The sequence below is a fragment of the Corynebacterium sp. P4-C1 genome (assembly GCF_030503595.1).
Lineage (GTDB): Bacteria > Actinomycetota > Actinomycetes > Mycobacteriales > Mycobacteriaceae > Corynebacterium.
The window spans coordinates 1,690,784-1,711,942 of the sequence record NZ_CP129966.1; the positions used below are offsets into that span (position 1 = coordinate 1,690,784).

General features: G+C 63.6%; 22 protein-coding genes, 3 tRNA genes and 2 riboswitches. Of the genes, 8 read left to right on the top strand and 17 right to left on the bottom strand.

Going from position 1 to position 21,159, the window contains the following annotated elements:
• Nucleotides 1–20 precede the first annotated feature (20 nt).
• From QYR03_RS08015 to QYR03_RS08030, 4 genes are all read right to left on the bottom strand, one after another.
• Nucleotides 21–734 carry an ABC transporter ATP-binding protein gene (locus tag QYR03_RS08015; protein WP_301712698.1) on the bottom strand — a complete coding sequence of 238 codons (714 nt, stop codon included), beginning with the start codon at nucleotides 732–734 and terminating at the stop codon, nucleotides 21–23.
• Entirely contained in the window at nucleotides 727–1,548 is an 822-nt protein-coding gene (locus QYR03_RS08020) for an ABC transporter permease (protein ID WP_301712697.1), read from the bottom strand. Before QYR03_RS08020 ends, QYR03_RS08015 begins: the two co-directional genes overlap by 8 nt.
• A complete protein-coding gene (locus tag QYR03_RS08025; protein ID WP_301712696.1) occupies nucleotides 1,529–2,548 on the bottom strand; it encodes an ABC transporter substrate-binding protein in 1,020 nt (339 codons plus the stop codon). Before QYR03_RS08025 ends, QYR03_RS08020 begins: the two co-directional genes overlap by 20 nt.
• Before the next feature lie 38 nt (nucleotides 2,549–2,586).
• A riboswitch (TPP riboswitch) is annotated at nucleotides 2,587–2,692 on the bottom strand.
• Between the two features lie 75 nt (nucleotides 2,693–2,767).
• Nucleotides 2,768–2,840, bottom strand: a tRNA-Ala gene (locus tag QYR03_RS08030).
• A 126-nt stretch (nucleotides 2,841–2,966) separates the two neighbouring features.
• Here QYR03_RS08030 and QYR03_RS08035 point away from each other — a divergent pair.
• The gene (locus QYR03_RS08035) at nucleotides 2,967–3,833 is read left to right on the top strand and encodes a polysaccharide deacetylase family protein (RefSeq protein WP_301712695.1); all 867 of its coding nucleotides are present in this window, start codon (nucleotides 2,967–2,969) and stop codon (nucleotides 3,831–3,833) included.
• A 110-nt stretch (nucleotides 3,834–3,943) separates the two neighbouring features.
• Here the strand turns inward: QYR03_RS08035 and QYR03_RS08040 are convergent, their stop codons facing one another.
• From QYR03_RS08040 to QYR03_RS08085, 10 genes are all read right to left on the bottom strand, one after another.
• Nucleotides 3,944–4,330 (bottom strand): hypothetical protein, encoded by a 387-nt coding sequence (locus QYR03_RS08040; RefSeq protein WP_301712694.1) that lies wholly within the window; start codon nucleotides 4,328–4,330, stop codon nucleotides 3,944–3,946.
• Nucleotides 4,331–4,712: 382 nt separating this feature from the next.
• Nucleotides 4,713–4,785: transfer RNA gene (locus tag QYR03_RS08045), tRNA-Ala, on the bottom strand.
• A 12-nt stretch (nucleotides 4,786–4,797) separates the two neighbouring features.
• Nucleotides 4,798–4,874, bottom strand: a tRNA-Ile gene (locus tag QYR03_RS08050).
• Nucleotides 4,875–4,969: 95 nt separating this feature from the next.
• The gene (locus tag QYR03_RS08055; RefSeq protein ID WP_301712693.1) at nucleotides 4,970–5,770 is read right to left on the bottom strand and encodes an ABC transporter ATP-binding protein; all 801 of its coding nucleotides are present in this window, start codon (nucleotides 5,768–5,770) and stop codon (nucleotides 4,970–4,972) included.
• Nucleotides 5,770–6,831 (bottom strand): ABC transporter substrate-binding protein, encoded by a 1,062-nt coding sequence (locus tag QYR03_RS08060; protein WP_301712692.1) that lies wholly within the window; start codon nucleotides 6,829–6,831, stop codon nucleotides 5,770–5,772. The genes QYR03_RS08055 and QYR03_RS08060 overlap by 1 nt, the downstream gene beginning before the upstream one ends.
• Before the next feature lie 6 nt (nucleotides 6,832–6,837).
• The gene (locus QYR03_RS08065) at nucleotides 6,838–7,686 is read right to left on the bottom strand and encodes an ABC transporter permease (protein ID WP_301712691.1); all 849 of its coding nucleotides are present in this window, start codon (nucleotides 7,684–7,686) and stop codon (nucleotides 6,838–6,840) included.
• Complete coding sequence (locus QYR03_RS08070) at nucleotides 7,683–8,714, bottom strand: acyl-CoA dehydrogenase family protein (RefSeq protein WP_301712690.1); 1,032 nt, start codon at nucleotides 8,712–8,714, stop codon at nucleotides 7,683–7,685. The genes QYR03_RS08065 and QYR03_RS08070 overlap by 4 nt, the downstream gene beginning before the upstream one ends.
• Nucleotides 8,707–9,792 carry a dimethylsulfone monooxygenase SfnG gene (gene sfnG / locus QYR03_RS08075; RefSeq protein ID WP_301712689.1) on the bottom strand — a complete coding sequence of 362 codons (1,086 nt, stop codon included), beginning with the start codon at nucleotides 9,790–9,792 and terminating at the stop codon, nucleotides 8,707–8,709. The genes QYR03_RS08070 and sfnG overlap by 8 nt, the downstream gene beginning before the upstream one ends.
• Before the next feature lie 21 nt (nucleotides 9,793–9,813).
• Nucleotides 9,814–10,317 (bottom strand): flavin reductase family protein, encoded by a 504-nt coding sequence (locus QYR03_RS08080; RefSeq protein WP_301712688.1) that lies wholly within the window; start codon nucleotides 10,315–10,317, stop codon nucleotides 9,814–9,816.
• A gap of 52 nt (nucleotides 10,318–10,369) precedes the next feature.
• On the bottom strand, nucleotides 10,370–11,566 hold the full coding sequence (locus QYR03_RS08085; RefSeq protein ID WP_301712687.1) for an LLM class flavin-dependent oxidoreductase: 1,197 nt from the start codon (nucleotides 11,564–11,566) through the stop codon (nucleotides 10,370–10,372).
• Nucleotides 11,567–11,718: 152 nt separating this feature from the next.
• Here QYR03_RS08085 and QYR03_RS08090 point away from each other — a divergent pair, with 152 nt between their 5' ends.
• On the top strand, nucleotides 11,719–12,945 hold the full coding sequence (locus tag QYR03_RS08090; protein WP_301712686.1) for a MarR family transcriptional regulator: 1,227 nt from the start codon (nucleotides 11,719–11,721) through the stop codon (nucleotides 12,943–12,945).
• Here QYR03_RS08090 and QYR03_RS08095 read toward each other — a convergent pair.
• The gene (locus QYR03_RS08095; protein WP_301712685.1) at nucleotides 12,942–13,283 is read right to left on the bottom strand and encodes a DUF3566 domain-containing protein; all 342 of its coding nucleotides are present in this window, start codon (nucleotides 13,281–13,283) and stop codon (nucleotides 12,942–12,944) included. The two genes, QYR03_RS08090 and QYR03_RS08095, sit on opposite strands and share 4 nt — an antisense overlap.
• Before the next feature lie 3 nt (nucleotides 13,284–13,286).
• A complete protein-coding gene (gyrA, locus tag QYR03_RS08100; RefSeq protein WP_301979027.1) occupies nucleotides 13,287–15,782 on the bottom strand; it encodes a DNA gyrase subunit A in 2,496 nt (831 codons plus the stop codon).
• A gap of 171 nt (nucleotides 15,783–15,953) precedes the next feature.
• On the opposite strand from gyrA, the gene QYR03_RS08105 reads away from it, so the two are divergent.
• The 6 genes from QYR03_RS08105 to bioB all read left to right on the top strand — a co-directional run bounded on the left by QYR03_RS08105 (nucleotide 15,954) and on the right by bioB (nucleotide 19,984).
• Nucleotides 15,954–16,178: a CopG family transcriptional regulator gene (locus QYR03_RS08105; protein ID WP_259849275.1), complete on the top strand. Its 225-nt coding sequence runs from the start codon at nucleotides 15,954–15,956 to the stop codon at nucleotides 16,176–16,178.
• A gap of 18 nt (nucleotides 16,179–16,196) precedes the next feature.
• Nucleotides 16,197–16,472, top strand: a complete 276-nt coding sequence (locus QYR03_RS08110) for a TetR family transcriptional regulator (RefSeq protein WP_259849277.1) — start codon at nucleotides 16,197–16,199, stop codon at nucleotides 16,470–16,472.
• Between the two features lie 378 nt (nucleotides 16,473–16,850).
• Complete coding sequence (locus QYR03_RS08115; RefSeq protein WP_301712683.1) at nucleotides 16,851–17,297, top strand: hypothetical protein; 447 nt, start codon at nucleotides 16,851–16,853, stop codon at nucleotides 17,295–17,297.
• Nucleotides 17,298–17,354: 57 nt separating this feature from the next.
• Nucleotides 17,355–17,453, top strand: a riboswitch (TPP riboswitch).
• A 38-nt stretch (nucleotides 17,454–17,491) separates the two neighbouring features.
• Nucleotides 17,492–18,151 carry a TenA family protein gene (locus QYR03_RS08120; protein WP_301712682.1) on the top strand — a complete coding sequence of 220 codons (660 nt, stop codon included), beginning with the start codon at nucleotides 17,492–17,494 and terminating at the stop codon, nucleotides 18,149–18,151.
• 3 nt (nucleotides 18,152–18,154) lie between these two features.
• Nucleotides 18,155–18,817, top strand: coding sequence for a thiaminase II (gene tenA / locus QYR03_RS08125; RefSeq protein WP_301712681.1), 663 nt, complete (start codon nucleotides 18,155–18,157; stop codon nucleotides 18,815–18,817).
• Between the two features lie 90 nt (nucleotides 18,818–18,907).
• Nucleotides 18,908–19,984, top strand: coding sequence for a biotin synthase BioB (gene bioB / locus QYR03_RS08130; protein ID WP_301712680.1), 1,077 nt, complete (start codon nucleotides 18,908–18,910; stop codon nucleotides 19,982–19,984).
• Nucleotides 19,985–20,220: 236 nt separating this feature from the next.
• On the opposite strand, the gene QYR03_RS08135 is transcribed toward bioB, so the two are convergent.
• Nucleotides 20,221–21,138: an alpha/beta fold hydrolase gene (locus tag QYR03_RS08135; RefSeq protein WP_301712679.1), complete on the bottom strand. Its 918-nt coding sequence runs from the start codon at nucleotides 21,136–21,138 to the stop codon at nucleotides 20,221–20,223.
• Nucleotides 21,139–21,159 lie beyond the last annotated feature (21 nt).

Below are 21,159 nucleotides of genomic sequence, written 5' to 3' on the forward strand. Positions count from 1 at the left end.
AGTCTGGGCTATCGGCCCAGCTACTGGCGCTGCAGGTGTTCGAGGATGCGCCGCTCCAGCTCACCGAACGCCGGAGAGCTAAGCACCTCGGTGCCGCGCGGGCGGGGCAGGTCCACGGTGATGATCTCGCGGACGCTGGCGGGCCGGGGGTTGAGCACGACGATCCGGTCAGAGAGCATGATCGCCTCACGCACGTCGTGGGTGATCAGCATGGCGGTCCAGTCATGCTCGGCCCACATGCCCTGCAGCCACGTCTGCAGTTCGGAGCGGGTGAGGGAGTCGAGAGCTCCGAAAGGTTCGTCGAGAAGCAATGTGCTCTTTTCCTGCACAACGGTGCGCAACAGCGCGGCGCGCTGGCGCATGCCGCCGGAAAGCTGGAAAGGCAGGGCCTTCTCGAATCCCTCGAGCCCGAATTGGGGGAACCACTCGCGTGCCCGCGCCCGGGCTTCCTTTTTGGGCACACCTTGGACCTCAAGACCGAGGGCGGCGTTCGCCTCAATGGTGCGCCAGGGGAACAGCAGGTCTTTCTGGGGCATGTAGGCGGTGGTGCCGTCGAAACGCACCTCGCCGGAATCGGGTGTGTCCAGACCAGCGATGATGTTGAACAACGTCGACTTGCCGGCACCCGAGGGTCCGATCAGGGAGACGAACTCGCCTGGGGCTACATCGAAGCTGACGCGGTCGAGCACCTGCCGGCCGTCGAATGCGCGGCTGATGTCTTTGAGCTCAAGCACGCTCGGCCTTCCTTTCCTTGATGTGCCACGGAATCACCGCGCGCTCGATGAGGTATGTGGACAGGTAGAGCAGAACGCTGATCACCGCGGTGACCACCACCGCGGCGAGCACAAGGTCGGTGCGGAAAGCGTTCTTCTGCACCGACATGTAGATGCCCAGCCCCTTCTTCGCGCCGACGTACTCGGCGAAGATCGCACCGGTGACCGCGTAGGTGATGCCGATGCGCAGGGCGGTGAAGAACTCGGGCATGGCGGACGGCAGCCGGACCATCCAGAACTCGCGCCAGCGGGAGGCCCCCATGCTGCGCAGCAGGTTCGAAGCTTCGCGGTCCGTGCGAGCGAACCCCTCGATCAGGCCGATGGAGATGGGGAAGAACGTCACCAGCGCCACCACCAGTGTTTTGGGCAGCAGGCCGAAACCGAACCAGATGATCATCAACGGGGCGATCGCCACCACCGGAATAGTCTGGGACGCCACGAGCAGCGGTGTGAGGCCGCGCTTGAGCATCGGGGAGAAATCGATCGCGATGGCCAGCAACCACGCACACACCAGCGACAGGGCGAAGCCGATGAGGGTGACTTGAAGCGTGGCGGCGGCGTGGGTGCCCAGGATCTCCCGCTGCGCCCATCCGGAGCGGGCCACCTGCGACGGCGCCGGCAGCACCTGCGGGCGCACACCGGTGACGCGCACGAGGATTTCCCACACGGCCAGGCCGGCGAGCACGAAGATCACCGGGACCCAGAGGTTGCTGCTCAGTCCACGCGTCCGGTCAGCGGCACCCCCGGCGGCGGGACTATTCGGAGATGTACTCATTAGTGAAATAAGTATTCCAGTCGGGGGCTTCGCTCAAGGGGTTATTCGCCTCGTCGACAAGCAGCTCGTTGTCGAAGAGGAACTGGCCCAGGTCAGCCCACTGCTTCTCAGTCTGGCGGCCGAATTTACCCTCGTCGTCGAGCATGTATTTCTCGGAAAGCATGCGCTGGCTCTTCTTCAAAAACTCGAGGTCGGTGAGGACGTCCGGGTTCTCCTTCTGCAGGATCTCCGCGGCCTCGTCTGGGTTGTCCACTGCGTCCTGGAAGCCACGCTGGATGGCCTGGACGAACTTCTTGGTCTCCTCCGGGTGCTCCTCCATCCACTTATTGCCGCCCACGACGAGCATCTGGTAACAATCCGGGAAGCCGTAGTCGGTGTAGGCGAAGTTCTTGAGCTTCACGCCGCGGTCTTCGGCCTCGATGCCCTCCCATGCGACGTAGGGCACGGTGAAGTCGACCTCCTTGGAGTAAAGCGCCTCGTAGGCGGAGGTGCCCAGCGTGACTTCCTCGAATTCGCCCTTGCCGCCGGCGCCGCGGATGACACCCTTCAAAATCGCATGGTCTGCTGGTGAGCCGAAGCCGCCGAACGTCTTTCCGTCCAGGTCAGCCGGGCTTTTGATGTCGTCGCGGTCAGCCAGGACACTGACCTCCGTGGTCCAGGTCTGCTCGATCGCCAGCACGGAGCGCACGTCCGCGCCCGCAGCCTTGGCCATCGTCATGCGGTCCTGCGTGTCGGCAGCGAATTCCGCATTGCCGGAGTCAGTGAGCAGGATCGGGTTGCTGTCGTTGTACGGCACAACCTCGACGTCCAGACCGGCTTCCTTGAAGTAGCCCTTGTTCATTGCCACGTACAGGCCGGTGTGGTTGGTGTTGGGCGTCCAGTCCAGCGCGAAGCGGATCTTGGTCGTCCCATCCTCGCCCGCGCTGCCGCCGCACGCCGCCAGCATCATCGTGGATGCGAGCGCTGCCAGAAAAACGGCGATTTTCTTGCTGATGCCCATGTACCTCGGCCTTTCTCCGGGCGGACGGGCACAGGCGCGCACGATTGCCGCGACCATCCCTCCGCCAGTGCTAACTGGATCAGGTTCGACGGGTGTCATCTCAGCCCCGGCCCGTATGGCTCCGGGGCACCCCGTGTCACGCTTTCAAGGTATACCAGGGGTCTACCCAGCTTGATGAAAGCTTCCCTGAAGAAAGACTAAAGGGCGTGAAAAAGTGCGTGGAGCATAGGGGAATCGAACCCCTGACCTTCGCATTGCGAACGCGACGCTCTACCAACTGAGCTAATGCCCCTTGGGGACCATGGAGCCACGTTACGCTCCCGGCACACGGCCGCCAAAATCCCAGTTGTACGGCGGTAACTAGAATTCGGGGGCACCATCTGTTGCGTCGCGGTGCGAGGAGGGCGACGATACTCGGGTGGACCACCAGATCAGTCGTGCTCAGTTCCTCACCGGCGCTCTTCTCGCTGCCGGTTCTGCGGCGCTGGGCGGTTGCGCCCCGTCGAGCGAGCCGGCCCCCACGAGCACCCCGGGCACACCGCCTCGCAGCGCCACCGCAACCACTGGGAGCTCGACCGCTACTCCCCCGCCGCCGGAGGTCTACGCGCAGCGCGTCCCGCAGGTCTTCGGCACACACATGGCCGGCATCGTGGAGACAGTCCCCACCACACCGGGCACGACGACAATCGCCCTGACTTTCGACGCGTGCGGCGGGCCGGCGGGTTCAGAGGTGGATCAGGGGCTCGTCGATACGCTCCGCGAATTCGGCGTCCCCGCAACGCTCTTCCTCAACTCCCGGTGGATCGAGGCGAATGCGCACGCAACGCAGATGCTTATCGACGACCCCCTGTTCCTCATCCAGAACCACGGCACCCAGCATGCCCCTTTATCTGTGACCGGCCAATCCGCCTACGGAATTGCCGGGACCCAGGATGCGGCAGCGGCGATCGCTGAGATTGAGGACAACCGGGCGCTCCTGCGCTCCTACGGGGTCCAGTCCGACTGGTTCCGCTCCGGCACCGCGCACTACGACGATGTGGCCGTGCAGATCGCTCACGAACGCGGCATCAGAATCGCCGGTTTTTCAGTCAACGGCGACTACGGTGCCACCGCTCCCGCGAACCAGGTTGCCGCGGCCATCAGGGACGCCCACGACGGCGCCATTGTCCTCGCCCACATGAACCACCCAGCCTCCGGCACCGCAGCGGGTGTACGCACCGCCCTCGAGCAGATGCGGGACACAGGGCACCGCTTCGTGTTCATCGACGGCACTACCCCCAGCTAGAGCGCCCCACCGACCCCGTGGTAACCCGCGGAGATTCACGGGATGCGAACTGGAAAATCCCGCCCACCACAGATGGCGGACGGGATGTGCGGGTCAACGGAGAGCCAGGTTTAGAGGATGATCTTGCCCACGATCTTGGCGATGCCCTTGATCAGGGAGGAAGCACCGTCACCCTTCAGGAAGGACGGGGTGAACAGGTCCTTGATGTCGCCTGCGCTTTTGATGATGCCGCCGGTGACTTCGAGACCCTTCTTTGCGTTATCCAGGCGTGCGTCAGTGATCTCGATCTGAGCGCGGTCGCGCTTCTGCTTCTCTTCCCACGTCAGCTTCTCTTTCTGGGCCTTCTCAGCCTTCTCGGCCTTCGGTGCCGCAGTTGCAGTGGTGGCAGTCTCGGCGGGAACGGCGGTGGCGGTGGTCGCAGCGTTGGCCGGTGCAGCCGCTAGGACCAGAGCACCTGCGAGGACAGATGCTGCGGCGGCGTTGGTGAACTTCTTCATGGTGTGCCCTTTCTCGGGTGTGGGTGGGGTCTTGCGTACGGACGGTGCTCCCTGAGCTCCATGAAGAAATGCTAAGGGCTGAAACATGCCCTCACCAGCGCGTTTATGTGCCGAGAGAGATGTCTGCACCAAAGTATCCCCCGCGATGATCCGGGAATCACCAGATGTGCTGGGCAGTAGGCGAACGGGTGGTCCTTTCGGTCATGCGCTCGCCCGCACGGCAAATGGACTTTCGTGCACACCCGCTCGGGCCCCCGTCGTTGGCCGCAGATGTAACCGCGGCCTGAAAATTGCAACGCGCCCTCAAGCGCACAAACTGGGATTGGATGGGTGGTCAAAAGAAAAGTGCTCCGGCCTTTTCCGGCCGGAGCACTTCGGGGTGTGGAGCATAGGAGAATCGAACTCCTGACCTCCTCCTTGCAAGGGAGGCGCTCTACCAATTGAGCTAATGCCCCTTTGTTCCGAACTGGTGGGCCTAGCAAGAATCGAACTTGCGACCTCATCGTTATCAGCGATGCGCTCTAACCGACTGAGCTATAGGCCCGCTCGGAACTGTTAGAACATTACCCAGGCGACTGGTCTAAAACCAAATCGCCTGGTCATGTGGTCATTCATGTTCATGCAAAGTCATGCAAGCGGTTAGGCTTCACGCGTCTCGCCTGCGGCGGAGTACGGCCCGATGGCCTTCTTCACCTTGCGGCGCAGCGCAAGGAATTCCGGGTCATCCAGCACCGTGGAAAGGTCGTCCACTCCCCACGGTTCATCCCGTTCGCCATAAAAATCCGGGGTTTCGAGCACATCAATAATCCTCCCCGGGTTCGTACCCATGACGACGACGCGCTGGCCCAGCAGGAGCGCTTCATCGACAGAGTGGGTGATGAATATGATGCTCGGCCTGCGGGCAGTCCAAATGGTGAGCAAATCGGCCTGAAGCTGTTCGCGGGTGAAAGGGTCGAGGGCTCCGAACGGCTCGTCCATAAGCACCACCCGGGGCTTCACTGCCAGCACCCGCGCAATCTGCGCGCGCTGCTGCATTCCACCTGATAGCTCATGGGGATAGCGTTCTTCCGCTCCTGAAAGGCCGACCGTGCGGGTCAGCGCTTCTGCCGCTTCGTCGTAGTCTGGGTTTTTGGATATGTCCGCCCCAAAGTGAATGTTGTCCCGGACGCTGAGCCAGGGAAAGAGGTTGGGTTGTTGAAACACCACCCCGCAGTGATCGCCCGGCCCGTTGACGCGCTGGTTGTCAACAGATATCTCTCCGGTGGAGGCGTTGAGAAACCCGGCGATCAACCGCAGAAGTGTGGACTTGCCGCAGCCCGAGGGTCCGACAATGCACACACGTTCCGAATCCGGGATCTCTAGCGAAATGTCCTCTAGGGCGCGGACGCTCTCGCCCCGCTGCGTCTCGTAGACGTGTGACACGTTTTTGATCTTGATCATTACTGCACCTTTTCCGTCCTTGCCTCTTCCACATCCACCACGGCTCGCGCCGCGTCCTCCGGTGAAAGGGGAGCGTCCACTTCCCCTTCGCTTGAGAGAAATTCTGAGGTGTCCACCAGCACCTGGGCGGCACCCCTCATGCGCTCATCTTGTTCCTCTCCGCTCACGATCGATACGCCTCCCAACTGCCGCTCAGTCTCTTCCAGACTGAGCTCAGCTTGGTTGGCATTGCCTTGAGCGAATTCGTCAGGGTCTGAAGCCGCGAGCTGTGCCACCCATTCCTGGAGCCTCGACCATGTCGCAACGAGTTCGGGGTTCGTGTCCACCCACGGGCGGGAAGCCAGTGAAAAGTTGTACGTCGGAGCTCCGGACTCAGCGACGTCGGTGCTTGTCAACACCACGTGTCCGGATTCCGCAACCTCACTGAGCACCGGGTCCCACACGTAGGTGGCGTCGATACTGTCCGACTGCCATGCGGCGGGCAGGCTGTCCGGGGAGAGGTTGACTAATTCGACGTCGTGGGCGGGGTCGAGCCCGGCGGTTCGCAGCGCGTTGAGGAGGGAATAGTGTGCGGTCGACGAGAAAGGAACCGCAATGCGCGCGCCCCGCAGGTCGGATGCGCTAGCGACATTCGGATCCTTTGCCACCAGGGCCTCGGACGATCCGATAACGGTATTGACTCTGGTGACTACAACGTCAAGGTTGAGCGGGGCGCTGAGCGCTTTCGCGGTGGGAGTCGAGCCGAGGAATCCCAAATCGATGGACTCCGAGGCCATTGCCTTGACCACGTCTTGGCCGGTGGGAAACCGTATCCAGTCCACGTTGGCGTTCGGCATGCACGCCTCGGCCAGCCCGCGGTCGCGGGTGTAGAGCTCGGTTCCGAGAATGACTTGGTACCCGATCTTGATCTCCCCGGACGCTTGTGTCGGTTCGATAGGGCACTGTGCGTCCACCTGTTGCTCGTATTCGCTGGCAGGCTTACCGACGCAGGCTGCGCACGAGAGGACAGTGGCTAGAGCGACGAGCGTCGCGCCGCACCGTGTTGTTTGAGGAAATGCCATGTCTTTTTATCCTTTCCCGCGCCATGGAGCCCAACGGCGCTCGACTAGCAAGAAAATCTGATCCATCGCCACCGCGGTCACACCGATCACGATGATGCAGGCGATAGTTAGGGAGGTATTGAGCTGCGTTCCGGAGATGAACGCCAGCCCGCCGATACCTGGCACACCGTCGTTGAGCTCCGCCGCGATAATGGCGGACCACGCCATGCCGTTGGCCAACCGAACGCCGCTCAAGATTTCGGGCAGTGCCCCGGGAATACTCACCCGCCGAATGATGTCGAAGCGGCTCGCCCCCAGGGATTGAGCGGCCCGCACCCAGTCCTGCCTCACACCGAGCACGCCGCTGACAGTGGCCACCGTGACGGCAGGAAAGGTCGCCAAGAACAGCAAGATGACCTTCGACGTGTCCCCAATGCCGAACCAGACAATGAGCAGACCGATGTAACCGAGGGGCGGGAGTGCGCGCATAAAGCTGATGTACGGCTCAACCACCGAACGAACTGCGCGGTAGCTTGCCAGCAGCCAGCCGAGGGCCACGCCGACGATTATGCCCGCCCCCAGGCCGACCGCGAGACGCTGCATGGTCGCCAAGAGGTGCTGCCAGAGAAAGTATCCTTGCACGCCACAGGCGCGGCGCGCACTTCCCTCCCCCATCGAGCGACAGATATTCGTGTCCACCAGTTGGCGGCCGACGTCCTGTGGGGAAGGCAGGATCACCGGGTTGATGGACGTAAACCGGGTCACAGCCCACCACAGCACGATCAGACCAGCGAAGACTGCCACCTGAAGCGCCCGCAGGCTCCATTTATTTCGTATTTGCATGTATCCACTCTTCTCTGTTTCTTCGTTGCTCATACGCCGAGCTTTTCGTCCTGCGGGATCCGCTCCCCCGCTGTGACGCGCTTGCCGAGAATGGCCAGCTTCGTGCGGCGCTTGTCGTGGAGCGTGTGCGTGCGCAGGTCGCGCCACCACCTGTCGAGGGGGTCCGGACCAGCCGCACCCGCGGTACCGGTCACCTCGAACAACCGCTGAACCGTGCCCAGGGCCGCTTCGTGGATCGCAAGCTTTGCCGCAATGACGGTCGCAGCGACGTCGTCTGCATCGGCTGCCGCGTCGTCAAGCGCGTGGAGCATGCTGCTTAACGACGCCCGCGCCGCGAACAGCGCGACCTCCACCTCGCCGACTAGTGCGCTGAGCAGATAGTCCTCTCCCCCGCCGTCACGCGGGAATCCCGCTCGCTGGTAGGTGGCGCGTACCGCCCCTTCGAACAGGCCGAGGTCGATGCCGGCGTGGAGGGCCTGCGCATAGGCGCCGTAGTGGGGCAAAGCGAGGGCGCCGCTACGCAGCGAACGCGGTGCCCGCGATACGTCGACGTCGTGGAAGCGCACCGTGGAGCTGGCGGTGAAAGCCTGACCCATCGCCTCCCAGTCACCGGTAATCTCCACACCGGGAGCGTCGGATGGAATCAGTACAGCCACCGCGGGCTCTGTGCTGACGGTCACCGCCAGCAGATCGGCGTAGTCCGACCCGGTGCAGAACCGCTTTTCCCCGGACAGCACGCCATCCGAAATGCGCGTCGCCGGGTTGCCGTCGACTTGCGCGTTGGCCACCAACGCTCCGCTGGGGACCCCGGGAAAACGCCTGGCGAAGACGAAGTGGCTCTGCGGGATCTGGGCGAGCGACCCGTCGACGCGAGCCAGGCGGCGCACCAATTCGACTCCCGTGGATAATGGCAGGTCGCCCACGTTGAGCGCGGCTCCAGACTTGAGCTCCTCGCATGCCAGGCGTACTGCCTCCCGGCGGTCAGCGCCCCGCGCCTCTGCCTCGGTGAGCACGTCGGCGGCGCGATCCGCGGCGGCCATGACATCGTGCGCGTCAGGCATGTGCCAACTCCGCACGGGCACGCAGCGGCGCAATGATCTCGCGGCCGAATCGCTGCACCTCCTCGTCGACGTGGAGGAAGCCGCACAAGACCAGGTCGACACCGATGGCGCGCAGTTCCTCAAGCCGCTCGTGGATCTGCTCGGCGGTGCCGATCAGCCCTGTCTTGAACCCGTCGTTGTACTGGACGAGGTCTTCTAACGAGGAATTAGCCCACATGCCCTTGCCGTCTTTCGTCGCTGCACCGGCGTCGCGCACCGACTTCTGGAACGCCTTGACAGATGCCGTGTCGGCATGAGCGACGATGTCGCGCAGGCGGTCCTGCGCCTCTGCCTCGGTGTCGCCCACAATGACGAAGGCATTGACGCCGATCTTGGTCTCTCGCCCTGCAGCCTCGGCGTGGGAGCGCACCTCGGCGATCTGGTCGCGAAGCTCCTCGACACTGCCGCCGTTGGTGAAATACCAGTCGGCGTACCTCCCGCCGTTGGAACGCGCGGCCGTGGACGTGCCACCCTGGAATAGCTCGGGGGCCTTGAAGGGTCGCGGCTTGAGGGTGTAGTCGCGGATACGGTAGAAATCGCCGGCGAAATCCAGGTCATCCTGCGTGAACAGGGCGCGCAAAACTTGCAGGAACTCCGCGGAGCGGCGGTAGCGCTCGTCGTGGTCGAGCCAGGGCTCGCCCAGGGCGCGGAATTCGTCGCGCAGCCACCCGGAGACCACGTTGAGGGCGAAACGGCCGTCGTACAGCTCGCTCGCGGTAGCCGCAAGATTAGCCAGCACTCCCGGCTGCCACAGGCCCGGATGGACGGCGGCAATGACTTTGAGCCGCTCGGTGGCCTCGAGCAGGGCGAGCGAGAAGCTCACGGATTCGTGCTGGAATTCAGCCGAGTAGCTCGAGAGGTAGCGCACCTGCGTCAGGGCGTAGTCGAAGCCGGCTTCCTCCGCGTGGCGGGCGAGCTGCCGGTTGTACTCGATGCCCCAATCGGTGCGTTGTTCGACGGTCGAGGTGACTAACCCCCCTGAGACATTCGGCACCCAGTAGGCGAAGGAGAGGTCGTCGGCGATACGAGAAGTGGTCATGAAAAGGGTCCTTGGAATGTATTAAACGGTGGTGGTCACGAGCGAGCGGTGGAAGACGAGCGGACGGTGATCGTCGTCGGTGACAGCGCTTTCAATCCGGGCGATGGCGAGGATGTGGTCGCCGACGTCGACCTCTTCGATAAGCTGCGTTGTCGCGCGCAACGCGGCACCCGGCAGCAGAATCGCGTCGCCGTCGGTGTCAAAGTCCAGGCCGTGGAATCGCTGCGCTGAAGTGCGGTAGAAATTCTCCACGTCACCGCGGTTGAACTCGGAGAGAATGCTCAGCCCGATGCGCTCGGCGCGGCGCAAGAGAGGCCAGGTGGTCGAGGTCTTCTGGATGCTGATGCTGACCAGCGCTGGGTCGAGGCTGTGCCCGACGAAGCTGCCGATGATCATGCCGGACGGCTGGCCGTCGACAAGCGCCGCGGCTGTGGCCAGGGGTGTCGGGGCGAGCGCGAGCGCGCCGCGCAGTGAGCGGGTGTCGGAGATGTCGATGTCCGTCGGGGTTGAAATCCTGGCAGTCATGGAGAAGTCCTTCCGTGGTTTCCGTGGTGGTTTCTGTGATGGCTGTGATGTTCTAGGCGGACTGGGGAGCGAACGGCACCTGCTGCGGCTGAGCGCAGGTGGCGGCCGGACCGTGGTTCGCCACCTCGACACCGAGCCGCTGCAATTCGGGCACGACCCCTTCCCCGACGTGGAAGGTTTCTTCCAGGTGCGGGTAGCCGGAGAGGATGAAGTGGCCGAAACCTTCGTCGATGTACTCCTTGATCAATGCCGCCACCTCGGCGTACGAGCCGACAAGCGCCGTTCCCGCCCCGCCGCGCACGAGCCCGATGCCCGCCCACAGCCCGGGGTAAATCTCCAGGTCGTGCGGGTCCTGCCCGGAGCGAAATGCGCGTCCCTGCCCGTGCAGCTCCGTCATGCGGCGCTGGCTCTCCGATTGCGACCTGGCCAGGCCGCGCTGGATTTTCTCGACGTCCTCAGGGCTGATGCCGGACTGCAGACGAGCAGCCTCGGCCCACGCCTCCTCGCTCGTCGGCCGGGCGATGACGTGGAAGCGGATGCCGTAGTCGAGTTCCCGGCCGAGGTCGGCCGCCGCGCTCGCAACACTTGTGCGCTTTTCTCCCGCCGCGCTGGGTGTCTCGCCCCAGGTCAGGAAGACATCGGCATGGCGGGAGGCGACGTCGACCGCGCCCGCGCTCGAACCACCGAGGTAGATAGGCGGGCTTGTCTGCGGCCGCTTGGCCAGGCTCGCATTGTCGGCAGTGGCGTACTTTCCCGCGTAGTCGATCGGCTCCGGCGAGCTCCAGAGGTGGCGGGTGATGTCGAGCACCTCCCCGGCGCGGGCGTAGCGCTCGGGCTTGCTCAAAGTGTCGCCGTAGGCTCGTTGCTCGTGGTCCTCTCCGCCGACGACGACGTTGAGCAGCAGGCGGTTGTCGGAGAGCGCCTGGTACGTGGCGGCTTGCTGGGCCAGCAGCAGCGGGGAGACGAGTCCGGGGCGCAGCGCGACGAGGAACTTCAGCTTGCTGGTCGCCCCGATGAGAGCTGCGGTGGCGATCCATGCGTCTTCGCACCATTGCCCCGTCGGGGTGAGCACGGACTCGAAGCCGTTGTGTTCCGCCGCGAGCGCGATCTGGGTGAGGTACGTCAGATCCGCCTCGCGTTGGCCGGTGTGCAGCCCCGCTCCGTGTCCGCCCGACATGATCGTTCGGGAGTCGCCGTAGGTGGGTAGAAACCAGTGAAGAGTTGCTTTCTTGTGCTGTGAATGTGCCATGTCAGAAAGTAGACCAGGCGGTCCATTCTCGTTCCACCGAATGATTCACGCTGAATAAAACGCAGGTAGAAGGGCACAAGAATCTACGCGTGGATCCGCATTGCTATGACGAAACTCCAGACCGCTCGGTCTTGAGTGGGTAGGCTAGCGCTATGCTCACGCCCACGCCCGCCACCACTCCCAGTGACACCCGCCCGGTCCACTTCCGCCTCCCGGGAGACACCGCCGCACGTTGCCTGCAGCAGGCGCGGATCCACCCCGGCATCACCCGCCGGCAGCTCCAGGCCGATCTGGGCCTGACCCAGCCAACCACCACCCGCCTCATCACCCGGTTAGAAACGGCGGGCCTTGTCAGCCTTGGGGCTCCGCAGGGTGAATGCGCCTCCGTCGGCCGCCCGAGCGCGGGCATCTATGTGCATGGTGCTGACCTTGTCGCGGCGGGGGCGCATGTCGGGAAAAGGGAGACTCACATCGTGCTCACGGATTTCAGCGGCGCCGTTGTGGCCCAAGAGCTGGTGCCCCACGATGTGAGCACCACCACCGCGAGAGAAACGCTTGAGGCGATAGCGTGGCGCCTCGCCCACCTTTCGCGCAGCTCGCCGCACCCGGTGCGCCACGTCGGCGTCGCATTTTCCGCCGATCTCAGCCCCGACTGCACCATCACCAGCGCCACCTACGGGTGGGACCGCGTCCCGGCCCACGCAGAAGTTTCCGCTGCCCTGCATAACGCAGCCCCGGCCGCGAACTTCACGCCGCAGTTCACTGTGGAGGTGAGCACTGGTGTCGCCGCGATGGCCGCCCATGAGCTGGCCTACACCGACCTCGCCGTGAACAACAACACGGCTGCGGCCTCTTCGCTCTACGTGTACGCGCGTGAGGTTTTGGGCTACGCCTGGATCGTCCACGGCGCGATCCACCGGCCCCGCCTCGGGCACCAAAATCCCTTGGTGGCACGCCTGCTCTCGGACTCCCCGCTCCTCGAACCCGCGCAACGCCGCGGCATTGACCCGCTCAGTGTCACTGCGCTTCTCGACGCCGCCGCCGAGCGCGGCCACGCGGCATCCAGTCTGGCTGGACTGGTCGAAGCCGCGCGCGACGATGACTCGTTAGCCGCCTTGCTCGACCACCGTGCGGATATTCTCGCCTCGGTCATCAATATCGCAGTTCAGGTCATCGACCCATCGTCCGTAGTCTTCGCGGGCGAGACGTTCAGCGCGGACCCGCAGCGCACGCACCGCATCGCCGAGCGCATTAGAGAAACGTCGTACGACGACTGCACCCTCAAGGCCTACCCTGCAAACACGGCGATCGTCGCGCAAGCGGCCAAAACCATCGCACTGCACGCGCCGTGGCAACGCCCCCTCGGCGTGCAGGCCTAACGGTAGTCGGTCAGCTCGAGACCGAGGCCGCCGACCAGGTCAGCCAGCTCGTTGTAGATGAATGCGGTGAGCGGGGCCATGATGGCCACGGCCACGACACCGATGGCGCCGGCTAGGGCGGCAAGAGCGATGACGAGCGGGAAGTCGATGATGGTCTCCCCGCCCACGCCGCCGATGAGGGAGTTGATGGACTCCACGACACCGGCGGCATCGACGGCGAAGTAGAGCACGGACACCGCAAGCAGCCACGCGGCGAACCCGATGAGCGCCATGAGGATGCCAACTTTGAAAGCGCTCCCCGGGCGGATGCGAGTGACGGTGACATTGCGTGCTGCCATGCTCTACTCCTTCCCGTCGGTCTCGACGGAGTTGACGTTCGCCGGGTCAGCGCCCTGGTCGAGAGTCTTCTCGCCCTTGGCCACGGCGGTGGCTTCCTGCTCGCCTTCGTCCTCGACGTTGACATCGATGGCCAGCAGTTCGTTGCCCTCAGCAAGGTCCACGAGTCGGACGCCCATGGTGGCGCGCGAGGACGGCCGGATCTGGTTGACCTCGGTGCGGATGACGCCACCGGCGGACGTGATGGCGAAGATCTGGTCGTCTTCCTCCACCGCGAGTGCGCCGATGAGCTTGCCGCGCTTCGGGGTGTACTTGAACGTCATCACGCCCATGCCACCGCGCCCCTGCGGGTTGTACTCAGAGATAGGGGTGCGCTTGCCGTAGCCGCCGGAGGTGGCCACGAGGAGGAAGTCATCTTCCTTCACCGTGGTCATGGCCAGCAGCTGGTCGTCGCCGCGGAAGCGCATGCCCTTCACGCCGGCAGTGGCGCGACCCATCGGGCGGAGCTGCTCGTCGTCGGCGGTGAAGCGGATGGACTGGCCCTGCTCGGAGACGAGCAGGATATCGTCGTCCGCGCTGACTAGGGATGCGCCGATGAGGGCGTCGCCCTCGTTGAGGTTGATGGCGATCAGGCCGGCGGAGCGGGCGGACTCGTAGTCGGTCAGGCGGGACTTCTTCACGCGGCCGTCGCGGGTAGCCAGCACCAGGTAGGGGGCGTCCTGGTAGGTCTGGATCTGGATGACCTGGGCGATCTTCTCTTCCGGCTGGAATTCCAGCAGGTTCGCCACGTGCTGTCCGCGTGCGGTTCGGCCGGCCTCCGGCAACTCGTAGGCCTTGAGGCGGTAGACGCGGCCGAAGTTGGTGAAGAAGAGGATCCAGTCGTGCGTGGAGCAGACGAAGAAGTTCTTCACCACATCGTCCTGCTTCAGTTCCGCACCGCGGACACCCTTGCCGCCGCGTTTCTGGGACTTGTAGGCGTCAACCTTGGTGCGCTTGGCGTATCCGGTCGCGGTGATGGTGACCACGACGTTTTCGCGGGCAATGAGGTCTTCCTCGGTGACGTCGCCGGTGGCTGCGACGAGGCGGGTGCGGCGCTCGTCGCCGTGCTTTTCCACGACTTCCTTCAGCTCTTCCGCCACAATCGCGCGCTGACGCTCCGGCTTGGCCAGGATGTCCTTGTAGTCGGCGATCTCGGCCTCGATGGCGGCCAGATCGTCGACGATCTTCTGGCGCTCGAGAGCGGCCAGACGGCGCAGCTGCATGGCGAGGATGGCGTCGGCCTGGATCTCGTCGACGTCGAGAAGCTCCATCAAGCCCGTGCGCGCTTCGTCGACCGTCGGAGAACGGCGGATGAGCGCGATGACCTCGTCGAGCATGTCCAGGGCCTTGACCAGGCCGCGCAGGATGTGGGCGCGCTTTTCGGCTTCGTCGAGGCGGTACTGGGTGCGCCTGACGATGACCTCGATCTGGTGGGCCACGTAGTAGCGGAGCATCTGGTCGAGGCGAAGGGTGCGCGGCACTCCGTCGACAAGCGAGAGCATGTTGGCGCTGAAGTTCGACTCCAGCGGCGAGTGCTTGTACAGGTTGTTCAGCACGACGCGCGGCACGGCGTCACGCTTGAGCGTGATGACGATGCGCATTCCCACGCGGTCGGAGGACTCGTCCTCGATCTTGGAGATGCCGGTCATCTTGCCCGCGGCGACCTGCTCCGCGATGCCGGAGATGAAGTTGTCCGGGTTGACGTTGTACGGCAGCTCCGTGATCACGATGACCTGGCGGGTGCCCACTTCCTCAATCTCGGTGACACCGCGCATGCGGATGGAACCGCGGCCGGTGGTGTAGGCATCCTTGATGCCCTGGTCGCCGACGATCATGCCGGCGGTCGGGAAGTCCGGTCCCTTCACACGTTCCATGCACGCGTCAAGCGTGGTCTTGTCGTCCGCGTCGTGGTTGTCCAGGATCCAGTAGATCGCTTCGGCCAGCTCGCCGAGGTTGTGCGGCGGGATGTTGGTGGCCATGCCCACGGCGATACCGGAAGAGCCGTTGAGCAGCAGGTTCGGCACACGCGACGGGAGCACGACCGGCTCTTGGGCCTTGCCGTCGTAGTTGGGCACGAAATCCACAGCGTTTTCACGGATGTCGCGCACCATCTCCATGGACAGCGGCGTCATCTTGCACTCCGTGTAACGCATGGCCGCTGGGCCGTCGTTACCGCGGGAGCCGAAGTTGCCCTGGCCGTCCACCAGCGGGTACCGCATGACCCACGGCTGCGCGAGACGCACCAGGGTGTCGTAAATAGCGGAGTCGCCGTGCGGGTGGAATTGACCCATCGCGTCAGAGACCGGGCGCGCGGACTTCACGTACGAGCGCTCCGGGCGGTAGCCGGAGTCGTACATCGCGTAGACAATGCGGCGGTGCACGGGCTTCATGCCGTCGCGCACGTCAGGCAGTGCACGGCCGACGATGACGCTCATGGCGTAGTCGATGTAGCTGGTCTGCATCTCCTCGTTGATGTCAATGGGGAGGATGCGGTCGCCTTCGCTACCACCACCGAAAATATCGTCACTCAAGCTTCAATGCCTTTCAGTTAGAGACAGTTCACACAGCAGTTTACGCGCCGCGAGAATCATTCCCCCGCTCCCATGCGGTATCAGAGTGATACCATCACGATCATGGCTATGACGCTTAGGCTCTCCGCCGAGGAGGATCGCGCGCTCGTCTTGCTCGCCAGCGCATGGGGGTGCAGCAAACACGAAGCAGCCACGCGCGCGGTGGTCATCTCCGCAAGCAGACTGCTTGACGACGCCGCCGTGGCCTCCCTTGCCCACGACACCGTCCCCGGCCGTGCCGCGTTGGCCGCCCGCATCCGCCGCGCTCGGCCCAACGAGGCGGATTAACACCGCCGAATCCGCTGCATGAAACCTTTAAGCCCTGAACAGCTGCTCATCATTGCGGACGAGTGCTGCGCGAAGTGGGGCCCTTCCGCCGCTGTGCGCAGTTATTCCGCGATCTGCGCCGCCGCGGCGATTCCCGGCGCGAAGCTGGACGGCCTCCCTGTATTCGACTCCCCCGCCGCCGCGGCCGACGCCCTTGCCCGCGGCATTGAGCGCCTCGAACCGCTGACCGATTTCAATCCGCCCTTCGCCGACACCGCCGCGGAGATCTATCTGCGCTGGTGCGAGCGCGATTGATGCACCCAGTTTCCGTCAGAAGGAACTGCAGAAGGCTAACGCGCAGTGGATGGCCATTCAGCGCCAGGCAATGGACGAGCTGTGTAAGTACATTCCCCTGCCGCAGCAAAACCAGAATCAGCAGTCCAACCAGCAGCGTCAGGGTCAGTAACCCGCCTGCCAACAGCCACAAAAGCGATACTCCCCCACATTATGTAGCGTCGCATCGGAACGTTTGTTACATTTGTGGCTGTTGTGGTTGCAGTGATTCATGTGAACCTGTGGCGGAAGAACTGCAACTTGAATGGGAATCAGCGGTCCCGCGAGCACCAACAAGGGTGAACGCGCGGGGCCGTGTCCCTGTTTCCGGACCAGTTCGCAGATCACAAGGCAGTTAAGATGGCCCGCGTGACTGACTTGAAAACTCTCCTGAATGCCCCCACCCGCACCGAGGTCGTCGCCGCCCTGACCACACTGGCGGACACAACCATCGCCAACCAGTCGGGCCTGACCGGCATGGCATTGAAGTCCGCTGTCGGCGCCGCGAAGAAAGCGGACGCGGACGCGCTGAGCAAGGGCATCAACCAGCTCATGCCGAGCATCGTCGAGGAGCTCACACCCCACTGGGAGTCTTACGAGGGTTCCGGCAAGTCCAGCTTCGGCGCCCATCTCGCCGACAACGAGGACAGCGTCACCGAGTCCGTGCTGAAGATCGGCGATTCTTTCGCCGACCGCGCACCCGCCCCGGTGCAGAAGGTGTACTCCTCCATGCGCGGCAAGGTTGGCAAGATCGTCGCCCCAGCGCTGCCGGAGTTCGGCGACATCATCGAGCGCCACGCGAAGTAGCAAACGCGCGCTACACCCGCGCCCAGGCCGCCGTTCACAGAAATTGGTAGCGTGGGCAGGCAAGACACGGGGTGCCCTGCTCAAGCAGGGCTGAGATCACACCCGCCGAACCTGATCGAAGCCATCTTCGCGGAGGGATTGTCTTGCAACGGCCCCGTGTCCGCTAGTTCCACGTCAACTGGAAGGACACAACATTGACTAGATTCAGCGACGAGCTGCGCGACACCCACCGCGAGAAGTGGGACGCCGCAGTGGGTCACCGTTTCGTGCAAGAACTTTTCGACGGCACGATCGACGACGGTGTCATGGCCGGCTACCTCGTGCAGGACTACCGCTTCTTGGACAGCTTCTTGCAGCTCCTCGGCGCGGCAGTGGCCACCGCGGACGAACTCGCACCGCGTCTGCGTCTCTCCCAGTTCATCGGCGAGGTCGCGGGCGACGAGAACACGTACTTCCTCCGCTCCTTCAAGGAGCTCGGTGTGAGCGACGAGCAGCGCGACAACACCCCGGACACCACAGCATGCACCGGCTTCACCGGCCTGATGCGCGAGGCAGCCGAGACCCGCTCCTACGCCGCCGCCCTGGGCGTGCTCGTCGTGGCGGAGTGGCTGTACCTCGATTGGGCCACGAATGCCCCAGAAGAGCGTCCGGAGAGCTTCGTGCACAACGAGTGGATCGAGCTGCACGACTACCCGGAATTCCACACGCTCGTCGAGTTCCTGCGCGGCGAGGTCGACCGCATCGGTGAGCGCAGCGAGGAAGACCGCGCCATCATCAACGATTTCTTCGGCAGAGCAGTCACGCTGGAGCTGGACTTCTTCGACAATTCCTACGAGCAACCACTGGAGGTGTAAAAAATGGGCCTTTTTTCGCTTCTCAAAGAATCCGCCCCGGAGTGGGACCCGTACATCCACCACGCATTCGTTGAGGACCTGGGCGAAGGCACTCTCCCGCTGCCGATCTTCCAGGACTACCTGGTGCAGGACTATCTGTTCCTGGTCCAGTACGCCCGCGCGAACGCGCTCGGAGCCTACAAGTCACGCACCCTCGGCGAGGTAGAAGCGGCGGCGCAAGGGCTGTCTGCCACCATCACGGAGACCGAGCTGCACCGACGGCTGACGGAGCGCTGGGGTATCACGGGCGACGACCTCGACCGTGCGCCGGAGAAGCAAACCACAGTCGCCTACACGCGCTACGTGCTCGACACCGGCATGGCGGGCGACCTGCTGGAGCTGCAGATCGCGCTTGCGCCGTGTCAGATCGGTTATGCGGAGATCGGCACCTATTTGGAGCCGAAGCTTAAGGAGAACGCTGAGCACCCGTACGCGGAGTGGATCCAGGAATACGCCGGCGACGATTTCCAGAATCAGGCGGTAGCCATGACGAAGCTTCTCGACGACCTACTGGGGGTGCCCGCCGAGGAGATCAAGGGCACGAAGCGTTTCGAGCGCCTGCTGGACATTTTCCGCACGGCAACCCGCCTGGAAGCCGACTTCTGGCAGCAGGCGCTCGACAGCTAACTCACCCCCTACCCGGCCAAGCACTGTTGAACACCGTTCAAAACCTGCTTCATGCTGCTATTTGACGGTGAGTGATCTACATTTATCACTATGGCTACACCCGCTTCAGTGAACGAACCCGACATCCTCGACATCGCGCGAGAGAAATGCCTGGAAAACGGCGAAGGACTCTCCGAAGCTGAGATCTACCGAGCTCTCACCATCGAGGATGAACGGTTACAGGAACTACTCGATCTCGCCCACCAGGTCCGGATCAAGCACTGCGGTGTCGAGATCTCTCTCGAGGGCATCATTTCCCTGAAGACCGGCGGGTGCCCGGAGGACTGTAGCTTCTGCTCCCAGTCCGGGCTGTTTGAATCCCCCGTCCGCTCTGTCACTCTTGACACAGCAGAACTAGTCGAGGCCGCGAAGCAATCCGAGAAGATGGGCGCGAGCGAGTTCTGCATCGTTGCCGCTGTGAAGAGCCCGACTGACTCCCTGCTCGACCAAGTCGCTCAGGCGATCGTCGCAATCAACAACGAGGTGGACATTTCTATCTCCGCCTCCCTCGGCACACTGACCCGCAAGGATGCCCACCGGCTCTCGCAAATGGGTGTCATACGCTACAACCACAACCTGGAGACCGCGAAGTCGTTCTTCCCCAACGTCGTCACCACACACACGTGGCAGGAACGTAGGGACACCTTGGAGAATGTCTTGGCGGAAGGAATGGAGACCTGCTCCGGCGGGATCATCGGTCTCGGCGAAAGTCTTGAGCAGCGCGCCGAGTTCGCCGCTCAGCTCGCTCAAATCAACCCGCACGAAACACCGATCAACTTCCTCGATCCCCGCCCCGGGACCCCGTTCGCTAACCGTCCCTTGGTTCCCCAAGGCGAGGCCTTGCGCGCGGTCGCCGCTCTCCGACTGGCTATGCCCTCGACACAGCTGCGGTTCGCCGGCGGTACTGAGCTTGCGCTCGGGGATGACGGCACAGAAACTGGCCTCCTTGGCGGGGCTAACGCCATCATCGGCGGCAACTACCTGACGACATTCGGCCGGCCGATCGAAAAGGACCGTGATGCGATCGACCGCGCCATGGATTCCCCGCGAAACCTTCCCATCACACCCGTCGGACAGAAACAGCGCACCGATCACGGCATCCTGTACAGCACGTTGAAGTCGCTCTAGTGAGAATCCCCGATTCAACGGAATTGGCCGACGCAGTGTTGAGCGGCGAGCTCCAATTACCTTTTGACCCGGCGCGACCCTATGACGCACCTCGAATCTGCCCGTTGTGCGAGCGCCGGATGGTCGTGAAAATGAACCCTGTGGCTTGGGAGGCTATCTGCTCACGCCACGGGATTCTCCGCTCGGAGTGGCTGGAACGCTAGGTTCTGAGCCCGACCTACCCGGGCCACCCCGACTTAGAGCGAGGCCACGAATTTCTCCAGTCGATCGGCGACCCGCTCCGGCTTACGCGCCCACTTCGTGTGCCCCAGTCCCCCGATCAACTGTTCAACATGAACGTTGTCGGGGTCGAATTTATCTGCCAGATACGCCGCAGATGCCAATGTGCAGTCATCGTCGTCAGTGAAACGCGTCAGCAGAATCGGTACGGTGACGTTCTTCATCCCCGCCTCGTAATCGATGTCTTGACCCTTCAGGTCCGCCAGCGAATTCGTGTGCGCGAAACGCGTCCATTCCCTCACGTGCACATCAGATTGCCGGCCGTAGCCCGCCAGGTCCAACCGTCCTGCCGGCCAGTAGCCGACGACCTTGGACACGGCCGTCATGAACAGGCTCCCCAGCGCTACACGACGCCGGTCCGCCCCCACGAAGCTCTCCTTGTACGGGCTTCCGGTGCCCACGCCCATCATGCCCACCACATTGAGCTCCTTCGCCTCCGGGCGCGCAAGGAACAGCGACGCCACTTGCCCGCCCATTGAGTGCGTCAGCAGCACCGTCGGGTGGTCTGCCGGAAGACCCAGCTCCTCTTTCGCGGCACGGATCGTCCTAGGGTAATCCTCCGAGGCGGTGTCGTGGTAGCCCCACCGCGCTTTCCGTGTCGCGCGAGCTGTACTGCGACCCTGGCCGCGCAACTCACCGATCACGACCGGGTAGCCGCGGTCTGCCAGTTCCTGCGCCGTTGGCCGGAAATAGCGGGCCCCCATACCGAAACCCGGCCAGATCGCCACCAGCGGCGCCGGTGCGGTGCCCGGGTCCGCTTGTCCACTGCGCTCCCCTTGAGCGGGAAAGACATAGACCGGTGAGACGTCCCCACTCGGCAGTTCCACATCAGCGTTGACGAAGGTGTACTGGTTCGGACTTTTCTTTTCGCTCATGAAGATAGTGTGCCAGATCAC

What these genes read in the sequence shown, in the direction of transcription:
- QYR03_RS08095 (WP_301712685.1), bottom strand. Translation starts at nt 13,283, where the DNA reads ATGGCAGCACGCAATGTCACCGTCACTCGCATCCGCCCGGGGAGCGCT.
- QYR03_RS08070 (WP_301712690.1), bottom strand. Translation starts at nt 8,714, where the DNA reads ATGCCTGACGCGCACGATGTCATGGCCGCCGCGGATCGCGCCGCCGAC.
- QYR03_RS08080 (WP_301712688.1), bottom strand. Translation starts at nt 10,317, where the DNA reads ATGACTGCCAGGATTTCAACCCCGACGGACATCGACATCTCCGACACC.
- bioB (WP_301712680.1), top strand. Translation starts at nt 18,908, where the DNA reads ATGGCTACACCCGCTTCAGTGAACGAACCCGACATCCTCGACATCGCG.
- QYR03_RS08135 (WP_301712679.1), bottom strand. Translation starts at nt 21,138, where the DNA reads ATGAGCGAAAAGAAAAGTCCGAACCAGTACACCTTCGTCAACGCTGAT.
- QYR03_RS08040 (WP_301712694.1), bottom strand. Translation starts at nt 4,330, where the DNA reads ATGAAGAAGTTCACCAACGCCGCCGCAGCATCTGTCCTCGCAGGTGCT.
- gyrA (WP_301979027.1), bottom strand. Translation starts at nt 15,782, where the DNA reads ATGCAGACCAGCTACATCGACTACGCCATGAGCGTCATCGTCGGCCGT.
- QYR03_RS08110 (WP_259849277.1), top strand. Translation starts at nt 16,197, where the DNA reads ATGAAACCTTTAAGCCCTGAACAGCTGCTCATCATTGCGGACGAGTGC.
- QYR03_RS08020 (WP_301712697.1), bottom strand. Translation starts at nt 1,548, where the DNA reads ATGAGTACATCTCCGAATAGTCCCGCCGCCGGGGGTGCCGCTGACCGG.
- QYR03_RS08105 (WP_259849275.1), top strand. Translation starts at nt 15,954, where the DNA reads ATGGCTATGACGCTTAGGCTCTCCGCCGAGGAGGATCGCGCGCTCGTC.
- sfnG (WP_301712689.1), bottom strand. Translation starts at nt 9,792, where the DNA reads ATGACCACTTCTCGTATCGCCGACGACCTCTCCTTCGCCTACTGGGTG.
- QYR03_RS08085 (WP_301712687.1), bottom strand. Translation starts at nt 11,566, where the DNA reads ATGGCACATTCACAGCACAAGAAAGCAACTCTTCACTGGTTTCTACCC.
- QYR03_RS08055 (WP_301712693.1), bottom strand. Translation starts at nt 5,770, where the DNA reads ATGATCAAGATCAAAAACGTGTCACACGTCTACGAGACGCAGCGGGGC.
- QYR03_RS08060 (WP_301712692.1), bottom strand. Translation starts at nt 6,831, where the DNA reads ATGGCATTTCCTCAAACAACACGGTGCGGCGCGACGCTCGTCGCTCTA.
- QYR03_RS08115 (WP_301712683.1), top strand. Translation starts at nt 16,851, where the DNA reads ATGGCCCGCGTGACTGACTTGAAAACTCTCCTGAATGCCCCCACCCGC.
- QYR03_RS08025 (WP_301712696.1), bottom strand. Translation starts at nt 2,548, where the DNA reads ATGGGCATCAGCAAGAAAATCGCCGTTTTTCTGGCAGCGCTCGCATCC.
- QYR03_RS08065 (WP_301712691.1), bottom strand. Translation starts at nt 7,686, where the DNA reads ATGAGCAACGAAGAAACAGAGAAGAGTGGATACATGCAAATACGAAAT.
- QYR03_RS08090 (WP_301712686.1), top strand. Translation starts at nt 11,719, where the DNA reads ATGCTCACGCCCACGCCCGCCACCACTCCCAGTGACACCCGCCCGGTC.
- tenA (WP_301712681.1), top strand. Translation starts at nt 18,155, where the DNA reads ATGGGCCTTTTTTCGCTTCTCAAAGAATCCGCCCCGGAGTGGGACCCG.